Below are 19447 nucleotides of genomic sequence, written 5' to 3' on the forward strand. Positions count from 1 at the left end.
AATGTCCACAAAGCAAAAAGCTGTCGATCCTAGTTCCGCAGGGTCTTAGTCCAGCGGCTCCCATGCATGCCAGGGAGCTTCCCCAAAGACTGCGAAGGACGCGGCGATACGACCGCCGCCGGCAAAGACTTCTACGGCGCAGCCATCTGCGATGAGCCGCATTTCCCCATCGGGGCATGCGATCGGCTCACCACCGTTGAAAGCGATGGTGCCACTGCCTTGCACCACGCGAAACGCTTCCTTGCCAGTGGCATCGACAAGCGCATAAGCTCCCTCCCCCGTTATATCAATGGTCGAGCCAAAGCCGTCCCTGCCGCGGGTTTCCGGCAGCGCAGACCACAGCGGTTCTTGGCACAGGTAATTATCCTCCAGCCACAGCTGCCGCGGAATAGTCAAGGTATGCACCCACCCCTGCGTTGGAGTCTCATCATGAGCGGGCATGCCCATCCAGCCCAGCAGGATATTTTCCTCGGTTGCCTGCGGCGCATAGAACTGCGTGCCGTGATCCAGAAGGGTAAAGCCACGCTCAACGTGGAAATTAAGCCCGTCCAAGGTACCGACGACGTAGCCGCACCGGTCCGTTTCCTCCTGTGGGCAGAAGATCAGCACGTGTTTATCCCCAAAGGTCAGCAGGTTGGGGCACTCCCACATATAGCCACCAGGAAGCTGCGCGGGATCATCAAAAACAAGCTCACCCTGAAACTCCCACTGCCTTAAATCCTGTGAATAATACAGCACGATGGTTCCGCGTTCGTCTTCCGTTTGCGCACCAATGACCATGCGCCATCCCTCCCCGGCGCGGGAAATATGGGGATCGCGGAAATGGCCGGTATATCCCTCCGGAGAATCAGCGATGAGCGGGTTGTCGGCATCGCGGACATAAATCCCGCCTTCCGGCCCAGAGGGGTCCATGACCCGCACGCGGTTCTGCGACGGGATGCGGCGCCCGTCTTCTTTCAAGTTTCCCGTATAAAAAAGCCACACGTCAATGCCGTCAACAACGGCCCCGCCGGAGTAGCACCCATCCTTGTCATAGGGCAGGTCAGGATAAAGCGCATCGGGATAATGCCGCCATGGAGTAGGCGCGGACACCGTGGTGGTGGCGTGACCCCAGCCAGTCCGCTTGGGCTTGTGCGGAAAGGCAGGGTCATGCTGGTAATACGCGTGCAGAATATCGCCATCCACAAAAAGACCGTTGGGGTCATTGAGGCGGCCAACTGGTGGGGCAAGGTGAAAGTTCGGTCGGTGGTTCATGTCCCCGATACTATGGAACTATGACTATTCATGTGTGCGGCGAAGGCCTCGTGGACCTGGTTCCGGTATCCCCCGGCCGCTTGAATGACCTCACCCCGGCGCTGGGCGGCGGCCCCTTCAACGTGGCCATCGCCGCGGCACGCCTGGGCGCGGATGTGGAGTTTCAATCGCGGATTTCTACCGATGGGTTTGGCCAGGAATTATTCCGACGCTTGGAAGAAGAAGGCGTCGTAACCGCCCACGTGCAGCGCGGCGAAGAACCGACCACCCTGGCGGTGACCACCATCGCGGATAATGGCACGGCCTCTTATAACTTTTATGTGGAAGGCACAGCAGATCGCTTCGTTGAGCCCAAACTAGTTCCTGCAGATATCGCCTGCTTCGGTACCGTCTCCCTGGCCTTGGAACCAGGCGCTTCGCGCTATGCGCAGCTGCTCAAGGACTTCGCCGCACAGGGAACACTCGTGGCCTTAGACCCCAATATCCGGCACTTTTATGCCACCGATGCGCATAAGAAATTCTTGGCTGATTTGCTGCCACACGTCTCGGTGCTGAAGCTATCGGATGAAGAGGTGGACTTTTTAGGCGAAGACTTCACCAACCAGGTACCCATCGTGGTCACCACCCGCGGCGGCGACGGAATTAGCGTCAGAGCTGGGGATACTTCTCTCGACGTTCCTGCAGCCGCGGTTGAAGTCACCGATACCATCGGCGCCGGCGACACCATCATGGCAGCCCTTTTGGCGCAATTAGATGAACGCCGCCTCGATGCGGACAAGGCCGCAGCACTAATCTCCGAAGAGTGGCGCGATATCCTCCACTTTGCTGCCACCACTGCCGGCATCACCGTCTCCCGCACCGGCGCCAATCCCCCACTGCGCAAGGAAGTAGAGTCTGCCCTATGAGCTATACCAAGCGCACGCTGTGGATACACCTGGGCCTATTCCTCTTAGCATTCCTCGCATTCATCCTCCCCGTCGTCGTCGGCACCGCAGCCCTACTCCCCCTCTGGCTCTCGGGTGGAGTAAGCATCATCCTTGCAGCGGGCGCGCTTATCGATGCCGCCTTTAAGTTCTTCGCCCCCGCCTCCCCACGCAGCCTCAAGTTACTCTCCGGCATCGCCGGCATCGTGCTGCTGGTAGGCTGGGGAATCTGGATCTACATTTACGGCAACATGGCGGCAGTCGGCACGGGTACCTACCGCATTGGCAATTTCCTGTTGAGTGTCGGCTGCGTGCTCAACCTCTTCATCATCGCCATTTCGGTTTTGGATATCCGCCGGTTGGCGCGGCAGTAGCCGGACCAAGCGCTCCTGGCGCTTAGCGCGGGGTGCGCTCAGCGGTCGCTGGGGAGGACGCGGCGAGGGACGATAATGGGGGCATCGCCAAGCGGGTCGTCCCAGGCCTCCGCCTCGATGCCATAGGCCTGCGCCAATACCTTCGGAGCCAGCGCTTGTTTCGGCGCCCCGCGCGCGATGATTTCGCCGGCCTTCATCACCACCATGGAATCGGAGTAGTGGCCCGCGAGCATGAGATCGTGCAGGACCACAACCACTGTTTTGCCGGCGCGCGCCTGTGCGCGAGCCAGCTCCAGCATGCTCATGGCATGGGCGGGGTCGAGGAAGGTTGTGGGTTCATCGAGAAGCAGCACCGGCGTATCTTGCGCGAGCGCCAAAGCCAGCCAGACGCGCTGGCGCTGCCCGCCCGACAGGGAGGCGATATCGCGATCGAGGAAGTCCACAATCTCCGTGGCCTCGCAGGCCTGGGCGATGATCTCTCGGTCCGTAGGAGAAAGGCCGCGCATCCTGCCCTGATAGGGGTGGCGCCCGCGCGCGACCAACTCGCCTACCCGCAGCCCATCCGGCGCCACGGGGTGCTGCGGCAGAAGTGCCACCTGCTGCGCGGCTTCCTTCGCGTTCATCGCATGCAGGTCAGCCTCCCCGACTATGACGCTGCCCTGCCGCGGGGCCAGGATCTTAGATAGCGTCTTGAGCAGCGTGGACTTGCCGCAGCCATTGGGGCCAATGAGCGTGGTGACTTCACCGGCGCGGGCGTGCAGGTCAACGCCGGCGAGGATATCCTCGCCGTCCTTATATCCCGCATGGATGCCGGTGGCCTGGAGGCTACACCGGCGCTTCGAGCGCGTGGGCTGATTATCCGTCATATCTTTTCCTTCATCCACGTACGAGTGTGTAGCACTATTTGGGTGGCGCGCTGAGCTGAACCTCGCTGTGCCGCGCCACGGCGCTTAGCTGCGCCGGGCCGCATTCCACACCAATACCACCAGGGCACAGCCGCCGATGACCGAGGAGACCGCGCCTACCGGGGCATTGACCGGAATCGCGCCAGCGATGACGGCGCACACGGTCAGCAGCGCTGCGCCCGCGGCTGCCGATGCCACCGGCGAGGGCGTAGGCGTGCGCGCCACCATCCGCGCCAGGTGCGGTGCCAGCAGGGCGATAAATCCAATGGGCCCCACCACCGAAACCACCACGGCGCAGATGCCGGTTGCCGCGATGAGCAGCAGGGCGCGCTGGCGGGAGATATTGACGCCCAGGGTGGTCGCGGAGGAATCATCATGGGCAAGCAGCGGCAGCTCCCGCGCGCACCAGATGCCTATGGCGAGGAACGGCGCCAAGGCCACCAGCAGGGGAACGATGACCTCCATGCGCACGAACCCGGTCGATCCCGCCAGCCACGTTTGCGCCTCGGCCGCGCGCTGGATCTGGGCGCTGCGCATCAAATACGCCACGATGGCCTGAAACATCAGCGATAGGGCGATGCCGACGATGACGATGCGATTGCTCGTGCCGATGCCACCCAAGACGGCGAGGAGAATAACGACGAGGAGGGCGCCGCACATCGCCAAGCATGCCCGCCACCAGAAGTCCGGGATACCGTCCGCGAAACCGGGGCGCGAATGCATGGTGCCCAGCACCACCAGGACCGATGCGCCGCCAGTAACGCCGAGGATATCCGGCGATGCTAGCGGGTTGCGGGCCATGGTCTGCGTCCACGAACCGGCCACGCCGAGGGCGGCGCCGACGATGACGGTGGCGATGGCTACCGGCAGACGCAAGTCCCATACCACCCTGATGTGGCTCTCGCTGCCGCCGCCGGTAAGCACATCGATGACCTGCCGCGGGCTCAACTCCAGCGGGCCTTGCCCCAGTAATACCAGGTAGGCGGCAAGTGCGATGAGGCCAAATACGAGCGTAGAGGCTAGCACGCGGACGTGCCTGCGGCGCTGCTGCGCTTGCAGGATACTGCTAATTGTTGTCATGCGTTATCGCCCCACGATCTACCCACGCCGCGGTGGGCGCCCCAAATGAGGAAGGGCGCGCCCACGATGGCAAGCACGATAGACATCTCTAGCTCCGAGTTACCGACGATGAGCCGGCCGATGATATCGGCGGCGAGCACGGCGCAACCGCCCAGGAGAGCAGAGGGCAGGATCATCGTGGCAACGCTGGGGCCAACCGCCCGCCGCACAATGTGGGGAATGGCGAAGCCGACGAAGGCAATGGGGCCCGTTGCCGCCGTGGCGCTGCCGGCCAGCACCACGACGCTGAGTGCTGCGCCCACCCGCGCGGTGGTGGGAGACCCGCCCAAGGCGAGCGAGGACTCCTCCCCCATGGCCAAAAGGTCGAGCGGCCTAGCCGCCATCGCCGCGCACGCGAGGCCAATGAGCAGGCCAATACCCGCAATGGCAACGTCTTCTGGGCCGCGCCCAAAGGTCGAACCGATGGTCCAGCGCCGCATGCTATCGAGGACGTCCGTGGAATACAGGCCGATGATCGCCGCGCCCGATCCCAAGGCGGCGGAGACACCGGCGCCGACGAGAATGAGCGTTAGCGGATCCTGAAACCGCCGCGAGACGGCCAGAACCAGCAGCGTGGTAATGCCCGCCCCTGCAAGCGCGAGGGTGGTGCGCATGCCGGTGGTGGTAGCAATGCCGATGGCCGTGCCTAGGGCAACGAAGAACGACGCGCCCGCGGTAATACCGATAAAGCCCGGGTCCGCCAGCGGGTTCCTGGTCCACGATTGCGCCAAGACACCGGCGACGGCAAGGGCTGCGCCGGCGAAATAGGCCAAGAAGGTGCGCGGCATGCGCAGGTTCCACACGATATCGCGGATATCCTGCTCGCCTGCCCCGCGCAGCGCGGCGATGACCTCATCGGGCGGAATGGAACGGGAACCCAACGCCAAGGACGCCACCGCCAGCGCCAGGCTGGCGAGGATGAGGGCGACAAGGAACGTCTTGCGGCCCTTTCCCCGCGCCATCACCGGTGTGGCTGTGGGGTTTTGCGCTGTGAGACCCGTCTGGATAGTCTGGCCGTCCTTCGTGGTTGCTGACAATTACAGCTTCTCTTCAAACTTATCTATTGCCCAGGGAATGGTCACTGGGTTGGGCATGCTCATGGCGTTGCCGGTATCCGTGTCCAGGTAGCGCACACGCTTATCCTTGACTACATCGAGGCCCTGGAAGGTCTTATCCTTCTTCAAGGCATCCGCGGAACCGTTGTAATCCAGGACAAAGAGGTGCTCAACCTGGTTGAGCTTTGCGTAGTTTTCCGGGGCAATGTCGACGAAGAAGCTGCTGCCATCGCCCTTCAACTCATCGGGGATCTCCATGCCAAGATCCTCGATGAACTGTCCGCGCCCGTCCTCATCCGTGTACAGGCCAATCTTGCCGTCATAAGGCATGACGATGGCTGCGGACTTGCCCTGCAATTCGGTGTGCTCGCGGCGGAATTCCTCGAAGGCCTTCTCGGTATCAGCGATAAGCTTATCGCCTTCGTCTTCCTTATCCACGGCATCCGCGATGGCCTCAACCTGGTCCTCCCAGGGAACCTGCCAGTCTTCATAGCCATCCGGCTTGACGGTGGTCGGCGCGATATCCTCCAGGGATTCCTTCGTGCGCGCATCTACTGCCTGGTTCACAGCAATGATCTTGGTGGGATCAGCAGCGGTAATCTGCTCGAAGGTATCCGCGGTGAAACCAGTTGCGGTGTTGTAGATGACCTCAGGCTTGGCATCGCCAAGCAGCTTCTTTGACCACGGGCCAACGCCGGAAGGATCGCCATCGCCCTCAGCGCCCCACGGCGCCACCGTCACGGGAGTAATGCCTAGGGCGAGCAGCGTATCGGCATCCCCCAGGCCCAGGCTAGCCACGCGCTCTTCGCTGGCGGCGTCGGTGGACTGCGTGCTTTCATCGCCCTCACCACGCGAGCAACCGGCTAATGCGACGGCTCCGGCTGACAGCAGTGCCACAACGCCCCCGGTGCGGCGTCCGAAAATCTTCATGAAGCTGGCCCTTTCAAAAAGGAAGAAATTGACGTTGCTTATCCTAGACCCCAATCAAAGGATTAGGCAAGGCTTAGCTTCGAAAGAGTATGTTGGATACATGAGCTGTTCCCTACAATCGTCCCCGATGCCTGAACACCAACTGATTCCCGTTACCCTGACCGCGAATGAACTGATCCGGCCGCGCCTGCACCGCCTGACGTTTCATGCCGAGGCGTTCCGGACGTATGACCTCGCCGGCCCCGATGAATTCTTTGGCCTTGTCATGCCCCAAACCGGGCAGGAATTTACGCCCTTCCCCGTCGACGGCGTTAACCTCCGAGCCGCCGTCGCCGCTATAGACGAGGAGACGCGGCCGGACCTGCGCTGGTACACCATCCGCGCGCTCCACCCCGAGGAGGCCACTATCGATGTCGACGTGGTCACCCACGGCGATTCCGGGCCCGGCTCGCGATGGATTCTGCGCGCGCAACCCGGCGATACAGCGGGGTTCTTTACCTGCAACGAGCTGTGGCGGCCAACCGAAGCAGCACAACTATTGGTCGCCGATGCCTCCGCCCTGCCGGCCCTGCGGCATATCCTGGCCTACCAAGAGGACCATAACCCGGCGATGCTCAGCCGCACCGACGTTATGGCCGTAGTGACCAGCGATGACGAAGTAGAGCCCGGGCTCGCGGCCAGGTGGGAGCCCAGCGTGCGTAGCCTGCGTGTCCTTCGCACCGAGCCGCACAAGGAGGCGGATTCTGTCGTTGCCGCGCTGAAAGCAGATTATGCCGGTGCGCCGACGCCAGGATACGTGTGGGTCTCCGGCGAGGGGGACTTGGCGAAGAAGGTCCGGGGCCTCGCGGTGAGAGATTGGGGCCTTTCTTCCGACGACGTCACCTGGGTGCCCTACTGGTTCTACGGAAGGGCCCGGCCTTAAGAGCTCTAAAACAGCGAAAGGCCCCTGTATCGAACCATATGGTCCGGTACAGAGGCTGCGCTGGCTAGGTTTTACTTAGCCTTCTCGATGATCTTTACGAGACGGAAGTGCTTGTCCTTGGACAGCGGGCGGGTCTCAGCGATACGTACGAGATCGCCTACGCCTGCGGTTTCTTCCTCGTCGTGCGCCTTAACCTTCTTGTTAGAGCGCATGATCTTGCCGTACAGAGCGTGCTGCTTACGGTCCTCCAACTCGACAACGATGGTCTTGGACATCTTGTCCGAGACGACGTAGCCGGTGCGGACCTTAGGAGCACCCTTGACCTTCTCCTTCTTCGGAGTTGGTCCCTTCTTGGATTCAGTCACGTTAGCCTCACTCATGATTAAGCCTCAGCTCCCGGAGCGACAGACAGGCCCAGCTCGCGCTCGCGCAGAACGGTGTAGATGCGGGCAATGTCGCGCTTAACCGTGCCGATGCGGCGGTTGTTGGTCAGCTGGCCGGTGGCCTTCTGGAAACGAAGGTTGAACAGTTCTTCCTTCGCATCCTTCAGACGGGTTTCCAGCTCTGCGTTGTCGAGCTCACGGAACTCGTGGGCGGGGGTACCGGTTGCCATTAGAACTGGTCCTCCTTCTTGATGATGCGGACCTTGCAAGGAAGCTTCTGGCCAGCGCGGCGCAAAGCCTCGATTGCAACAGCCTCAGTTGGGTAGCTCATCTCGAAAAGTACGCGGCCAGGCTTCACGTTAGCCACCCACTTTTCAACCGGGCCCTTACCGGAACCCATACGAACACCGAGCGGCTTCTGGGTCAACGGACGGTCCGGGAAGATGTTGATCCACACCTTGCCACCACGCTTAACGTGGCGGTTGATGGCAATACGTGCGGCCTCAATCTGACGGTTGGTGATGTACGCAGGCTCCAGTGCCTGGATTGCGTAATCGCCGAAGTTAATGCGGTTTCCGCCCTTGGACACGCCACGACGGCTCGGACGGTGCTGACGGCGGTATTTAACACGCTTAGGAATCAGCATGGATTAGCCCTCCTGCTTCTGCTGTGCACGCTGGCGGCGCTGGCCACCCCGGCGGGAGCGACCATTGCGGTCACCACGGCCACGGCCCTGTGCCGGAGCGTTCAGTTCGGACTCGCGTACGCCACCGACGACGTCACCCTTGTAGATCCACACCTTGATGCCGATGCGGCCGAAGGTGGTGTGGGCCTCTGCGGTGCCGTAGTCGATCTCGGCGCGAAGAGTGTGCAGCGGAACGCGGCCCTCGTGGTAGCGCTCGACGCGGGACATTTCTGCACCGCCCAGGCGGCCGGACAGCAGAATCTTGATGCCCTTAACCTGTGGCTGGCGCATAGCGGACTGGATAGCCTTGCGCATTGCACGACGGAATGCGACTCGGTTAACCAGCTGCTCCGCGATGGAGTGAGCAACGAGGGTTGCGTTTGCGTCTACCTGCTTGACCTCGAGGATGTTGAGGGCAACCATCTTGCCGGTGAGCTTTTCCAGCTCGCGGCGGATGCGGTCAGCCTCAGCACCGCGGCGGCCGATCACGATGCCCGGACGAGCGGTGTGAATGTCCACGCGGACGCGGTCACGGGTGCGCTCGATGACGATGTCGGCGATGCCGGCACGCTCGAGGCCCTTGTTGAGGTAGTTACGAATCTTGATGTCTTCGGCTACGTAGTTCGCGTAGTCCTTATCCGCGAACCAGTGGGTCTTCCAGTCGGAAGTGATGCCCAAACGTAGGCCGTGAGGATGGATCTTCTGGCCCATTACTTGGCCCCTTCCTGCTGGCTTTCGACAACCACGGTGATGTGGCTGGTGCGCTTACGAATCATGAATGCACGACCCTGTGCACGCGGCTGGAAACGACGCATGGTCGGTCCCTCGTTGGCGTATGCCTCGGAGATGACCAAGGTGCGTGGGTCGAGGCCGAAGTTGTTCTCAGCGTTAGCGGCTGCGGAAGCAACGACCTTTGCAACTGGCTTGGAAGCACCCTGCGGTGCGTACTTCAGGATTGCCAAAGCTTCGCTTACGGACTTGCCGCGGACCAGATCGAGCACACGACGTGCCTTCATCGGGGTAACGCGGACGTAGCGGGCCGTGGCGGATGCGGAGGTGATGGTCTCACTCATCGCTTATCGACGTCCCTTCTTGTCATCCTTGACGTGACCCTTAAAGGTCTTGGTTGGTGCAAACTCGCCCAACTTGTGGCCGACCATGGAGTCCTCGATAAAGACCGGCACATGCTTGCGGCCGTCGTGGACGGCGAAGGTGTGTCCGATGAAATCGGGGAGAATGGTCGAGCGGCGAGACCAGGTCTTGATGACCTGCTTGGTGCCTGCATCGTTTTGAGCATCCACCTTGTTGAGGAGGTGCTCATCGACGAACGGGCCTTTCTTAAGGCTGCGTGGCATTGTTTACCTCCTCTTAGCGCTTCTTGTTCGGGCGACGACGGCGCACGATCATGTTGTTGGAGTAACGGTTCGGGTTGCGGGTGCGACCCTCCTTGTGACCCCATGGGGACACTGGGTGGCGACCACCGGAGGTCTTTCCCTCACCACCACCGTGTGGGTGGTCAACCGGGTTCATAACGACACCACGGACGGTCGGGCGAACGCCCTTCCAACGCATGCGGCCGGCCTTGCCCCAGCGGATGTTCATCTGCTCGGCGTTGCCAACTTCACCAACCGTTGCGCGGCAACGGATGTCCACGCGGCGGATTTCAGAAGACGGCATACGCAGAACGGCGTACTTGCCTTCCTTACCCAGCAGCTGGATGGAAGCACCAGCAGAACGAGCCAGCTTAGCGCCAGCGCCCGGCTTGAGCTCAACGGCGTGGATGATCGAACCGGTCGGGATGTTGCGCAGCGGCAGGTTGTTGCCCACCTTGATATCTGCGTTCGCGCCGGACTCGACAACAGCACCCTGCTTCAGGCCCTTCGGCGCGATGATGTAGCGCTTCTCGCCATCTACGTAGTGCAGCAATGCAATGTTTGCGGTGCGGTTCGGGTCGTACTCGATGTGAGCGACCTTTGCCGGAATGCCGTCCTTGTCGTTACGACGGAAGTCGATCAGACGGTAACGGCGCTTGTGTCCACCGCCGATGTGGCGGGTGGTGATGCGGCCGTAGTTATTACGACCACCGGTTTTGCTCAGCGGGCGCAGCAGGGACTTCTCCGGAGTCGAGCGAGTGATCTCGTCGAACTCAGATACGGAGGATGCGCGGCGACCCGGAGTTGTCGGCTTGTACTTACGAATAGCCATAATTCTTCCTTTTCCTTTCGGCTCTCCGGTGGCGCTTAAGCGCCTGCGCCGAAGACGTCGATGGAGTCGCTGCCTTCACGGAGCGTCACGTATGCGCGCTTGGTGGACTTACGCTGACCGAAGCCGGTGCGGGTGCGCTTGCGCTTACCTGCACGGTTTACGGTATTCACGGAGTCGACCTTCACGTCAAAGATCTGCTCGACGGCATCTTTAATCTGGGACTTGTTGGAGTCTGGGGAGACGAAGAACGTGTAGACGTTCTGCTCCATCAGACCGTAGGACTTCTCAGATACAACCGGGGCGATGATGACATCGCGCGGGTTAGAAATCTTAGCCATTAGTTCTCCTCCTTATCCGCGCCGGTAGCGCGAGTGATGAAGGTGTGTAGCGCCTCAACGGAGAACACAACGTCATCGGAGTAGAGAACGTCGTAGGTGTTGAGCTGACCGGCGTCCAAGATCTGAACGTTCGGCAGGTTATTAGCGCTACGACGGGCGTTGATGTCCTCGCGGCCGATAACCAGCAGCACGTTGTCGCGCTCGGTCAGGGACTCGAGGAAAGCCTTGGCCGCCTTGGTGGACGGCTTCTGGCCAGGAACCAACTCTTCGATGACATGGATGCGCTCGTTGCGAGCACGGTCAGACAACGCACCGAAGAGAGCAGCCTTGATCATCTTCTTAGGGGTGCGCTGTGCGTAGCTACGTGGCTGCGGGCCGTGGACGGTGCCACCGCCGGTGTAGTGCGGCGCACGGATGGAACCCTGGCGCGCACGACCGGTGCCCTTCTGGCGGAAAGGCTTGCGACCACCACCGCGGACGTCGCCGCGGGTCTTGGTGGCGTGGGTGCCCTGACGAGCAGCAGCAAGCTGTGCGTTGACTACCTGGTGCATCAGAGCAACGGATGCCTCGGTGTCAAAGATTTCAGCCGGCAGGTCCACGGAGCCATTGGTCTTACCTTCGGAGGTGTGGACGTCTAGCTTGAGGTTGCTCATGCGTGTGCACCGCCCTTCACTGCGGTCTTAACGGTGACGAGGCCACCGCGCGCACCAGGGATAGCACCCTTGATGAGCAGCAGGTTGGACTCGACATCGACTTTCTGAATCTTCAGGTTTTGGGTCGTCACGCGGTCGTGGCCCATGCGGCCAGCCATGCGCTTGCCCTTGAAGACGCGGCCCGGGGTAGCAGCGCCACCGATACCACCAACGCGGCGGTGAGCGGCCTGGTTACCGTGAGCTGCGCCCTGACCCTGGAAGCCGTGGCGCTTCATAGCACCAGCGTAGCCGTGGCCCTTAGTCTGGCCGGTGACGTCAACGAAAGTGATGTCTTCGAAGATGTCTACCTTGACCTCTTGGCCAACCTCGTATGCGGAGGTGTCGTCCATGCGGATTTCCGCAACGTGACGACGCGGGGTTACGCCAGCCTTTTTGAAGTGACCAGACTCAGGCTTGTTTGCCTTGCGTGGGTCAATCTCGCCAAAGGCGATTTGGATGGCGCTGTAGCCATCGATTTCGGGGGTACGAATCTGGGTGACAACGCATGGCCCTGCTTCAACGACGGTAACCGGAACAACGCGGTTTTCGTCGTCGAAGACCTGGGTCATGCCGAGCTTCTTGCCCAGAATGCCCTTGATCTCGTTTTCACTCATTATTAGTTCTCCACCAAAGTCGCTTACTGGATGTTCACGTCGACGCTTGCCGGAAGATCGATGCGCATCAAAGCATCAACGGTCTTCGGGGTCGGGTCGAGAATATCGATCAGGCGCTTGTGCGTGCGCATCTCGAAGTGCTCGCGAGAGTCCTTGTACTTGTGCGGAGAACGAATAACTGCGTACACGTTCTTCTCGGTTGGGAGCGGCACTGGGCCAACTACACGAGCACCCGTACGGGTAACGGTCTCGACGATCTTCTTTGCAGAAGCGTCGATTGCCTCGTGGTCATAGGCCTTCAGCCGAATGCGGATCTTTTGTCCCGCCACGCTTATCCTCTTCCTCGCTTCCCCACTTTCACATTCCCGGCGTTTCCAGGGCGTGAAGCGGTGGGAAATTGCTTCTCGATTTCTCTATAACGTTGTCCGGGCTTGGGGCCTGACACAACGCCAGTGGTCTGACTGTCATGACAACCAAGAGATACAGCACATGGCAAATGCCAGTCTGCAGTGCTCCTGACGGGGCACAAGACCCGTAGTCAAAGTATTGTGAAGAGGACGGTTTTCACGCATTACACGTGGAGAGTGTCCTATTCGCTAACTGCCGCTGTTTATTTGCCATGCCCCTTCTCCGGTCCATCGTCTCGGGGTGTCTCTGCTCTAGCGCGGACCTAGCCCGATCGGATGACCTTCCAGTCTGTGTTTCAGGAAAATCCTGATCCACGGTGACAACGAAGGTGTCATGTTCGCTTTACCAGCTCAGCGTCTCGCCGATATGCACCGTGTCTAAAACGGTGCGTTACCGGTTCGCGCTGCCCTGTTAAAGCAACCTATGTATTTAAGCACGATGGGCTGGTGTTTTTCAAACCATCCCAGCAATAGTGCCAATAATCACGTTTTGGTAAATATTGTTGTCCCAGACCCCACGTGTGGTTAAGCGGTAGGTACGCTCAAGTTAGGATTTTGAACCGCTGGTTCTTGGTCCTTCAATTTCATATTGCGACCATGCAAGTCAATATTTAAGGAAAGGCCTTAAAGACCATGTCTGAGAACAACACTCCTGCAAAGCACTCTGAGAACAACGTTGCCGCTTCTGAAGAGCGCGAGGTAAACAACAACCTGGAGACTCAGTACGGCACCACCACCATTGATGACGTCGTTGTTTCCAAGATCGCTGGCATTGCAGCCCGCGAAGTTTCCGGCGTTGACTCCCTCGGTGGCGGCGGCGCTCGCATGATGGGCACCATCCGCGAGTCCTTCGGTGCATCCGAGGACGTACGCCAGGGTGTTGACGTAGAGGTAGAAAACGGCTCCGCAAAGATCGAGATCGCCATCACCGCTGAGTACGGTGTTGCTATCCACGAGCTGGCTGAGGCAATCCGCCGCAACATCATGAACGCTGTCGAGCGCATGACCGGCCTGACCGTAGAACGCGTTGATGTTGTTGTTCACAATGTCAAGCTGCCGAAGGAAGACTCCGAGTCTGAAGAGCAGGCTGCACTGAACCAGGGCCAGGCATAAGAACAATGCCTGAACCCCGAGCACAATTTGAGCTCGAGGTAAGCCACGCTCACGCAATTGCGGAAGCGGTGCAAAAGCTCAACGGTGTCGCGGGCCTTGACGGCGGACCCTACGGCTCGGTGAGCCTACTCTTCCCGGGCGAAAGGGTTACCGGCATGCGCCGGCCCGATCCCCGCGACGATCGCCACCTGCAAATCAACGTCCGTGTTGATATCAGTGCGCAGCCTGATCTGTACCGCCTAGCGGAAGAAATCCGCTCGGCCGCCCGCAAGGCATGTACGGAGCTGGAACGCGTCGACGTTGAGTTTTCTGACGCCGTAGATGGCTTATCCGCTGCTCCCTCGAAGGATTAGATATGAAGAATTACACCACATTGGGCATTGTTATCGGCCTACTACTTGCCTTCTTTTTGTACTTAGGTTGGGGTTGGACGCTGCTCGCCGTGCTGCTTGCTGCCGTCGGTGGCCTTTTGGGCTCCCACTTTGATGGCCGCATCGACCTCAGCGCTGTGTGGAATGGCCTCATTGGCAAGGAGAAAGGCCAAGGCTAATGTCAGAAGGTTCCACTAAGGGCCACACGCGTTTCTCGCTGCGGACCATGGAACGAATCGTGACCGCCGCAATTGCTAGCGTGCCTGGCACAAAAGATTTAGATGCCAAGCTTGCTGGCATTGGCGGACGCGGTTATCCACGGGTTTCGGTACAGATGGATCCAGAGCGTGAAGTCGCTGCCGTGAGCGCGACCATCGCTGTGGTGTGGCCGTCTCCGGTTACCGCAGTCGCGGAAAGTACGCGTGCCGCCATTTCAGAGGCTATTGCTGCCCATACCGGCTATTCCACCACCCGCGTTAATGTCACCGTCGGTGAATCGGTTCCGGATACCCGGGTTACCGCAGAACAGCTTGCGCAGCGTCCTGCCGCTTCAGCTTTTACCCCGGAGGTCAGTCCTTCTACCGTGACCCAACCCGTTACTCAGGACTCGGTCGAAGTGCGAAGCATCGAGACTCCGGAAGAAGCCACGGTTCGCAACGTCGACACCCCGCAAGAGGCGGAAATCCGCGAAATTTCTTCTGGAAAGGAAGTTGCGGTTCGCGGAGTATCGACACCCTCTGGTGACACGCCAGTGCGCTCCGTCGATACGCCGCGAGAAGCATCGGTGCGCAGCATTTCCGCTGCTCTTCCAGACCACCAGCTGCTAGAAATTAGCGCTCCAGAAGATCACGAACCGCGTCGCATCGTCGAACCACGCCCAGAGCAGGTACGCAGCGTTCGCGCTCCGCGCCCTGGCAGGTTGCTTCCGAGCGGACAGGTACGCCCCTTTGTCAAAAAGGCAAAGGTCTCTGTTCCCCGTCCGCAGCCTTTGCGCAAAATCGAGATCGACAATTCAGAACAGAAAAAGCGCGTTCGCATTGCCCGCCCGGCTCCCCTGCGCAAGGTGCAGCCACCGCGCCCGCAGCCGCTGCGCAAGATCGAGATCGACAATTCCCGAAGCGAGCAACGCGTGCGGACCGTTAGGCCCGCGTCCCTGCGCAAGGTTCAGACCCCGCGTCAGGAACCGCTAAAGCGCATTGAGGTATCGCCAGCTAGCCAGCGCCCGTTGCACGTCTATGCGCCACGGCCTGAGCCGCTGCGTGCCATTTCCATTACCCCGTACCACGAGCAAGGAGGCAATAATGGCTGAAATGAATTTGCCTGAGCATTTCGGGCAGCGGCCCAAGGCGTCTCCTGCAGTGCGCACGTGGACCGTAATTCTGGGTTTCGTTCTGCTTGCCATTGGCATTGTGGGTGTCCGCGAAACCTGGCTCGTCGGCGCAGACGCCAATGCCCAATCGTGGGTTCAGCCGGTCCTTGATCTTATTGCCACCGAGCAATTAGAGACGTGGATGATCTGGGCTGGCGTGGCTTCCATCGTGGTTGGTCTCATCTTTGTATTCGCTGCGGTAAAGACCCGTCGCAATACCCACACCCAGGTCGCTTCCGAGTCCGCTTCCATGTGGATGCGGCCAGTTGATGTCGCGCGACTGAGCTCTGCTGCAGCACGCCGTGTTCCGGGAGTTGCTTCCGCGCAGACTTCGGCGGATACCAAGAGCGCGAAGGTCACCGTTAATGGCGATGAGCAAGACGCCGATTTGCCTGGGCGCGTGGAAAAGGCTGTCACCCGCGCTTTAGAGGTCCTTGCAGACCCACCCAAGGTCACCGTAGCCGTAGAGAAGATATCGGAGATGGATAATCATGTCTAAAAAGCTTGCTACCTTTGACCGAATCCTCCTCGGCTTGCTTGGAATTATCCTCATCGCGCTAGGTGTATGGCCGATCCTCATTAACTTCAATGTGGAATTTGCTGAGTACTTGGCCGAGTGGGTAGACCACGATACGTGGCGCACTTTGGGCGATAATAATTGGTGGGTCTGGGTCTTGGCTGGCGCCTCTGCCCTGCTGCTCATCATTGGCTTGTGGCTCATCGTCGTGAACCTTCGTCACCGCCGCTTTAATAATGTGGAATCCGCAGCCTCCAATGAACAAGGCGCAATCTCTGCATCCATGAACGCCATCGCCACCGCGGTGGCCAAGGATCTGGACTCGCTCGATGGAGTGGAACGCGTAGACCGCTTGGTTGCATACGACCGCGCCCGCCCAACGCTGCAGTACACGGTGGTTGCTAACCCAGATACCCCGCTGGAGAGACTGACTGATGCTGTGGAGACCAATGAACGCGACTTCCGGGAGGCTTTCCCAAACGCTGACTTGGATACCAGCTATAAGCTGCACTTCACCAAGGTTAAGCCGATGAAGGATTTAGCTGAATAAGGGGTTTGGGGTCTCAGCAACAAGGACCTCAACCACCTTACCCAATCGCGCATAATCGCCGCCCTCGAGGAGTACTTCCAGCTCCTCGCCGGGGCGGCATTTTTCTATCCTTTTCCACGCATAATCGCGGGCCACCACCCGCCGATTCTCCTTATGAAAGAGATGCAATCCGTGGTCTAGAACTGCAATCGCGTCCTCGAAGCGGAGGACATAGACAAAATCACCCAACTCGTAGCGTTTAAGGCCGCTGAGTTCTGGTAGCCGGTCAGCCAAGCGCATGATGCTGGAGACGATTCCAAGACGGTGCTCAAAGCCCTCAGTATCCGTAACCACAAAGGGCCGGCCAGGCCCGCCTTGAACTAGTTCTACAAGCTGTAAAGCCTGGCTACCGCGGCGATCAACTAGTTTGGCTTTATGTATGACTGGCACTCCGTGAGCATGGCAAAAATTCAAAGCATGCACGTAATGACAGCCAAGCTCACCAGCAGCCGAGCGAACGCTACGCCCTCTGCCAACCATGGACACCAAGCCACGACGATCCGGCTCAGACAACGAATGAAACGGGCCAACAACTCCAGGCACAACAACACCCTCCTAAAGGGGCCTAAACGACAGGATGTGTTGGTGAAGTTATATGTTTAGCCCGTCTGGCCTGCTGGTATTAGGATTATTTCACTTATCCGGAGACATAACGCAGCCTCGGACCTGAAATACCGCCGGGGGCGTGCTGATGTGCTAAGCGCTGAGGTTCACGATGAATGGATGAGTAAGAATCATCCTCGATGCCCCGTCTGTAGCGAGGTGTGCACCAAAATACGGGACTACAAGCACCTATGCACCAGCGATGGCGATGGAACGCCTGTAAAGCCACTGTCACTCGCGCTAGAGGCCGACCCAGGAAAGTGGGCGAATCAGGGCGCAGACCCACGAGCCAAAGCACACACCCTAGCCAACCAAGAAACACAAGCCACCATCGGCCGTGAATACGGCCGACCAGCAACTTTCGACAGTTGCCTACAACCACTCTATGGGAATACGCAAAGGCCACATGCCCTAAACCACGCAGTCCACCAACACAAAATGTCGTTTACCCCGACACGCCAGAAAACAACACATTTTGTCGTTTAACCCCCTAAAGGGGAAAGTGTTGCAACGACCCTCTGAACTCAAGACGCGTCTAGGGATCAAAAAAGTCCGCCGCACCGGCATGCGGTGCAGCGGACTTTAAAAGCTCTACTGAGCGGTTACGGGGCCTCGATTAGTCGAGAACCTTGGTAACGCGGCCAGCGCCGACGGTGCGGGAGCCCTCGCGGATAGCGAAGCGAAGGCCCTCGTCCATAGCAACAGGCTGGATGAGCTCAACGGACATCTCAACGTTGTCGCCAGGCATAACCATCTCGGTGCCCTCAGGCAGGTTCACAACACCGGTAACGTCGGTGGTGCGGAAGTAGAACTGAGGACGGTAGTTGTTCATGAACGGGGTGTGGCGGCCGCCCTCGTCCTTCTTCAGGACGTAGACAGAACCCTCGAACTTGGTGTGAGGAGTGTAAGCGCCCGGCTTGATAACAACCTGGCCACGCTCAACGTCTTCACGCTTGGTACCACGCAGAAGCAGACCACAGTTGTCGCCAGCCTCGGTGTAGTCCATCATCTTGCGGAACATCTCGATACCGGTAACGGTGGTGTTCTGGGACTTCTCCTGGATACCGATGATCTCAACGTCCTCGTTGACGTTCAGACGACCGCGCTCAACACGGCCGGTAACAACGGTGCCGCGACCGGTAATGGTGAAGATGTCCTCGATAGGCATCAGGAACGGCTGGTCGGTAGCGCGCTCCGGGTCAGGGATGGAGTTGTCGCAAGCCTCCATCAGGTCAACGATGGACTGTACCCACTTCTCGTCACCCTCGAGTGCCTTCAGAGCGGAGATGTGAACGATAGGAGCTTCCTCATCGTAGTCCTGCTCTGCGAGCAGCTCGGAGATTTCCATCTCCACAAGCTCGATGATTTCCTCATCGTCAACCATGTCGCACTTGTTCAGTGCAACGAGGATGTAAGGAACGCCAACCTGGCGAGCAAGCAGAACGTGCTCGCGGGTCTGCGGCATCGGGCCATCGGTTGCAGCAACAACCAAGATAGCGCCGTCCATCTGAGCTGCGCCGGTAATCATGTTCTTGATGTAGTCGGCGTGGCCCGGGGCGTCAACGTGTGCGTAGTGACGCTTCGGGGTGGAGTACTCCACGTGGGAGATGTTAATGGTAATACCGCGCTCCTTCTCCTCAGGAGCCTTGTCGATCATGTCGAACGCGAATGCCTGGTTCTCCTCAGGGTACTGGTCAGACAGAACCTTGGTGATCGCTGCGGTGGTGGTGGTCTTGCCGTGGTCGACGTGTCCGATGGTGCCGATGTTCACATGCGGCTTCGTACGCTCGAACTTCTCCTTTGCCACTGTATGTCCTCCTGGACTATATGGTGGCTACGACCTTCGCAGCCACGTGGTTGACAGTTGTCATTGGCACCTGACCCATCGTCTGGGACAAAGCGCTAATGACGCTTTCTTTACGTGCCAGTTACACGATCCTAGATTTATCCCGCGGTTTTTTCAAACCGCCATTATAGGAGGTAACCCCGCGTATTTTCGCGGCCATTTCCCTCAACAAGAGTCTCAAATAAAGGATCCTGGGAGGGTAACGGCCGGCTCAATTCACAACCAATGGTTTT

The 19447-nt window shown here is 59.5% G+C and carries 27 protein-coding genes and 2 pseudogenes; 11 read left to right on the forward strand and 18 right to left on the reverse strand.

Features of this window, described 5'->3' with window-relative positions:
• Window positions 1-45: 45 nt before the first annotated feature.
• Entirely contained in the window at window positions 46-1254 is a 1209-nt protein-coding gene (locus ABRP86_RS00200; protein WP_349862036.1) for a glycoside hydrolase family 32 protein, read from the reverse strand.
• A 20-nt stretch (window positions 1255-1274) separates the two neighbouring features.
• Between ABRP86_RS00200 and ABRP86_RS00205 the strand changes: the two genes are divergently transcribed.
• On the forward strand, window positions 1275-2159 hold the full coding sequence (locus ABRP86_RS00205) for a carbohydrate kinase family protein (RefSeq protein WP_349862037.1): 885 nt from the start codon (window positions 1275-1277) through the stop codon (window positions 2157-2159).
• Complete coding sequence (locus tag ABRP86_RS00210; protein ID WP_023016742.1) at window positions 2156-2551, forward strand: hypothetical protein; 396 nt, start codon at window positions 2156-2158, stop codon at window positions 2549-2551. Before ABRP86_RS00205 ends, ABRP86_RS00210 begins: the two co-directional genes overlap by 4 nt.
• Window positions 2552-2589: 38 nt before the next feature.
• Here ABRP86_RS00210 and ABRP86_RS00215 read toward each other — a convergent pair whose 3' ends face one another.
• From ABRP86_RS00215 to ABRP86_RS00230, 4 genes are all read right to left on the reverse strand, one after another.
• Window positions 2590-3417, reverse strand: coding sequence for an ABC transporter ATP-binding protein (locus ABRP86_RS00215; protein WP_349862038.1), 828 nt, complete (start codon window positions 3415-3417; stop codon window positions 2590-2592).
• Window positions 3418-3501: 84 nt separating this feature from the next.
• Window positions 3502-4536: a FecCD family ABC transporter permease gene (locus ABRP86_RS00220; RefSeq protein ID WP_349862039.1), complete on the reverse strand. Its 1035-nt coding sequence runs from the start codon at window positions 4534-4536 to the stop codon at window positions 3502-3504.
• Window positions 4533-5612 carry a FecCD family ABC transporter permease gene (locus ABRP86_RS00225; protein WP_349862040.1) on the reverse strand — a complete coding sequence of 360 codons (1080 nt, stop codon included), beginning with the start codon at window positions 5610-5612 and terminating at the stop codon, window positions 4533-4535. Before ABRP86_RS00225 ends, ABRP86_RS00220 begins: the two co-directional genes overlap by 4 nt.
• Window positions 5613-6560, reverse strand: a complete 948-nt coding sequence (locus ABRP86_RS00230) for an ABC transporter substrate-binding protein (protein WP_349862041.1) — start codon at window positions 6558-6560, stop codon at window positions 5613-5615. It abuts the gene before it with no gap.
• Between the two features lie 127 nt (window positions 6561-6687).
• Here ABRP86_RS00230 and ABRP86_RS00235 point away from each other — a divergent pair, with 127 nt between their 5' ends.
• A complete protein-coding gene (locus tag ABRP86_RS00235) occupies window positions 6688-7482 on the forward strand; it encodes a siderophore-interacting protein (RefSeq protein ID WP_349862042.1) in 795 nt (264 codons plus the stop codon).
• 71 nt (window positions 7483-7553) lie between these two features.
• On the opposite strand, the gene rpsQ is transcribed toward ABRP86_RS00235, so the two are convergent.
• From rpsQ to rpsJ, 11 genes are read right to left on the reverse strand one after another with little or no spacing between them, the layout of a single operon-like run.
• Window positions 7554-7862, reverse strand: a complete 309-nt coding sequence (rpsQ, locus tag ABRP86_RS00240; protein WP_023025182.1) for a 30S ribosomal protein S17 — start codon at window positions 7860-7862, stop codon at window positions 7554-7556.
• A gap of 2 nt (window positions 7863-7864) precedes the next feature.
• The gene (rpmC, locus tag ABRP86_RS00245; RefSeq protein ID WP_005276944.1) at window positions 7865-8095 is read right to left on the reverse strand and encodes a 50S ribosomal protein L29; all 231 of its coding nucleotides are present in this window, start codon (window positions 8093-8095) and stop codon (window positions 7865-7867) included.
• Entirely contained in the window at window positions 8095-8511 is a 417-nt protein-coding gene (gene rplP / locus ABRP86_RS00250) for a 50S ribosomal protein L16 (protein ID WP_005276943.1), read from the reverse strand. Before rplP ends, rpmC begins: the two co-directional genes overlap by 1 nt.
• A 3-nt stretch (window positions 8512-8514) precedes the next feature.
• The gene (rpsC, locus tag ABRP86_RS00255) at window positions 8515-9261 is read right to left on the reverse strand and encodes a 30S ribosomal protein S3 (RefSeq protein ID WP_005276941.1); all 747 of its coding nucleotides are present in this window, start codon (window positions 9259-9261) and stop codon (window positions 8515-8517) included.
• Window positions 9261-9623, reverse strand: a complete 363-nt coding sequence (rplV, locus tag ABRP86_RS00260) for a 50S ribosomal protein L22 (protein ID WP_005276938.1) — start codon at window positions 9621-9623, stop codon at window positions 9261-9263. The genes rpsC and rplV overlap by 1 nt, the downstream gene beginning before the upstream one ends.
• 3 nt (window positions 9624-9626) lie before the next feature.
• Window positions 9627-9905: a 30S ribosomal protein S19 gene (gene rpsS / locus ABRP86_RS00265; RefSeq protein WP_005276936.1), complete on the reverse strand. Its 279-nt coding sequence runs from the start codon at window positions 9903-9905 to the stop codon at window positions 9627-9629.
• 13 nt (window positions 9906-9918) lie between these two features.
• Window positions 9919-10755, reverse strand: a complete 837-nt coding sequence (gene rplB / locus ABRP86_RS00270; protein WP_349862043.1) for a 50S ribosomal protein L2 — start codon at window positions 10753-10755, stop codon at window positions 9919-9921.
• A gap of 35 nt (window positions 10756-10790) precedes the next feature.
• Window positions 10791-11093: a 50S ribosomal protein L23 gene (rplW, locus tag ABRP86_RS00275; RefSeq protein ID WP_005276934.1), complete on the reverse strand. Its 303-nt coding sequence runs from the start codon at window positions 11091-11093 to the stop codon at window positions 10791-10793.
• Window positions 11093-11746, reverse strand: coding sequence for a 50S ribosomal protein L4 (gene rplD / locus ABRP86_RS00280; RefSeq protein WP_005281229.1), 654 nt, complete (start codon window positions 11744-11746; stop codon window positions 11093-11095). The genes rplW and rplD overlap by 1 nt, the downstream gene beginning before the upstream one ends.
• Window positions 11743-12399, reverse strand: coding sequence for a 50S ribosomal protein L3 (gene rplC, locus ABRP86_RS00285; RefSeq protein WP_349853299.1), 657 nt, complete (start codon window positions 12397-12399; stop codon window positions 11743-11745). Before rplC ends, rplD begins: the two co-directional genes overlap by 4 nt.
• A 23-nt stretch (window positions 12400-12422) precedes the next feature.
• Window positions 12423-12728, reverse strand: a complete 306-nt coding sequence (gene rpsJ / locus ABRP86_RS00290) for a 30S ribosomal protein S10 (RefSeq protein ID WP_003848085.1) — start codon at window positions 12726-12728, stop codon at window positions 12423-12425.
• A gap of 711 nt (window positions 12729-13439) precedes the next feature.
• Between rpsJ and ABRP86_RS00295 the strand changes: the two genes are divergently transcribed.
• Genes ABRP86_RS00295 through amaP form a run of 6 tightly spaced genes read left to right on the forward strand, consistent with a single transcriptional unit; the run spans window position 13440 to window position 16726 of the window.
• Complete coding sequence (locus tag ABRP86_RS00295) at window positions 13440-13919, forward strand: Asp23/Gls24 family envelope stress response protein (RefSeq protein ID WP_005276899.1); 480 nt, start codon at window positions 13440-13442, stop codon at window positions 13917-13919.
• A gap of 5 nt (window positions 13920-13924) precedes the next feature.
• Window positions 13925-14272, forward strand: coding sequence for a Rossmann-fold NAD(P)-binding domain-containing protein (locus ABRP86_RS00300; RefSeq protein WP_023025177.1), 348 nt, complete (start codon window positions 13925-13927; stop codon window positions 14270-14272).
• A gap of 2 nt (window positions 14273-14274) precedes the next feature.
• Window positions 14275-14469: a hypothetical protein gene (locus tag ABRP86_RS00305; RefSeq protein WP_023025176.1), complete on the forward strand. Its 195-nt coding sequence runs from the start codon at window positions 14275-14277 to the stop codon at window positions 14467-14469.
• Window positions 14469-15599 carry an Asp23/Gls24 family envelope stress response protein gene (locus tag ABRP86_RS00310; RefSeq protein ID WP_239269117.1) on the forward strand — a complete coding sequence of 377 codons (1131 nt, stop codon included), beginning with the start codon at window positions 14469-14471 and terminating at the stop codon, window positions 15597-15599. Before ABRP86_RS00305 ends, ABRP86_RS00310 begins: the two co-directional genes overlap by 1 nt.
• Window positions 15592-16158 (forward strand): DUF6286 domain-containing protein, encoded by a 567-nt coding sequence (locus ABRP86_RS00315; protein WP_349862044.1) that lies wholly within the window; start codon window positions 15592-15594, stop codon window positions 16156-16158. The genes ABRP86_RS00310 and ABRP86_RS00315 overlap by 8 nt, the downstream gene beginning before the upstream one ends.
• A complete protein-coding gene (gene amaP / locus ABRP86_RS00320; protein WP_023025173.1) occupies window positions 16151-16726 on the forward strand; it encodes an alkaline shock response membrane anchor protein AmaP in 576 nt (191 codons plus the stop codon). Before ABRP86_RS00315 ends, amaP begins: the two co-directional genes overlap by 8 nt.
• Here amaP and ABRP86_RS00325 read toward each other — a convergent pair.
• Window positions 16715-17059, reverse strand: coding sequence for a hypothetical protein (locus tag ABRP86_RS00325; RefSeq protein WP_349862045.1), 345 nt, complete (start codon window positions 17057-17059; stop codon window positions 16715-16717). The two genes, amaP and ABRP86_RS00325, sit on opposite strands and share 12 nt — an antisense overlap.
• Before the next feature lie 429 nt (window positions 17060-17488).
• On the opposite strand from ABRP86_RS00325, the pseudogene ABRP86_RS11550 reads away from it, so the two are divergent.
• Window positions 17489-17610 (forward strand): annotated as a pseudogene (locus tag ABRP86_RS11550) (transposase-like zinc-binding domain-containing protein); the annotation flags it as partial.
• Window positions 17611-17647: 37 nt separating this feature from the next.
• Window positions 17648-17783 (forward strand): annotated as a pseudogene (locus tag ABRP86_RS11555) (IS1249 family transposase); the annotation flags it as partial.
• A 201-nt stretch (window positions 17784-17984) separates the two neighbouring features.
• On the opposite strand, the gene tuf reads toward ABRP86_RS11555, so the two are convergent.
• Entirely contained in the window at window positions 17985-19175 is a 1191-nt protein-coding gene (gene tuf / locus ABRP86_RS00330) for an elongation factor Tu (RefSeq protein WP_349862046.1), read from the reverse strand.
• Window positions 19176-19447: the final 272 nt, after the last annotated feature.

This window comes from Corynebacterium sp. KPL3927 (assembly GCF_040225835.1).
Classification (GTDB): domain Bacteria; phylum Actinomycetota; class Actinomycetes; order Mycobacteriales; family Mycobacteriaceae; genus Corynebacterium.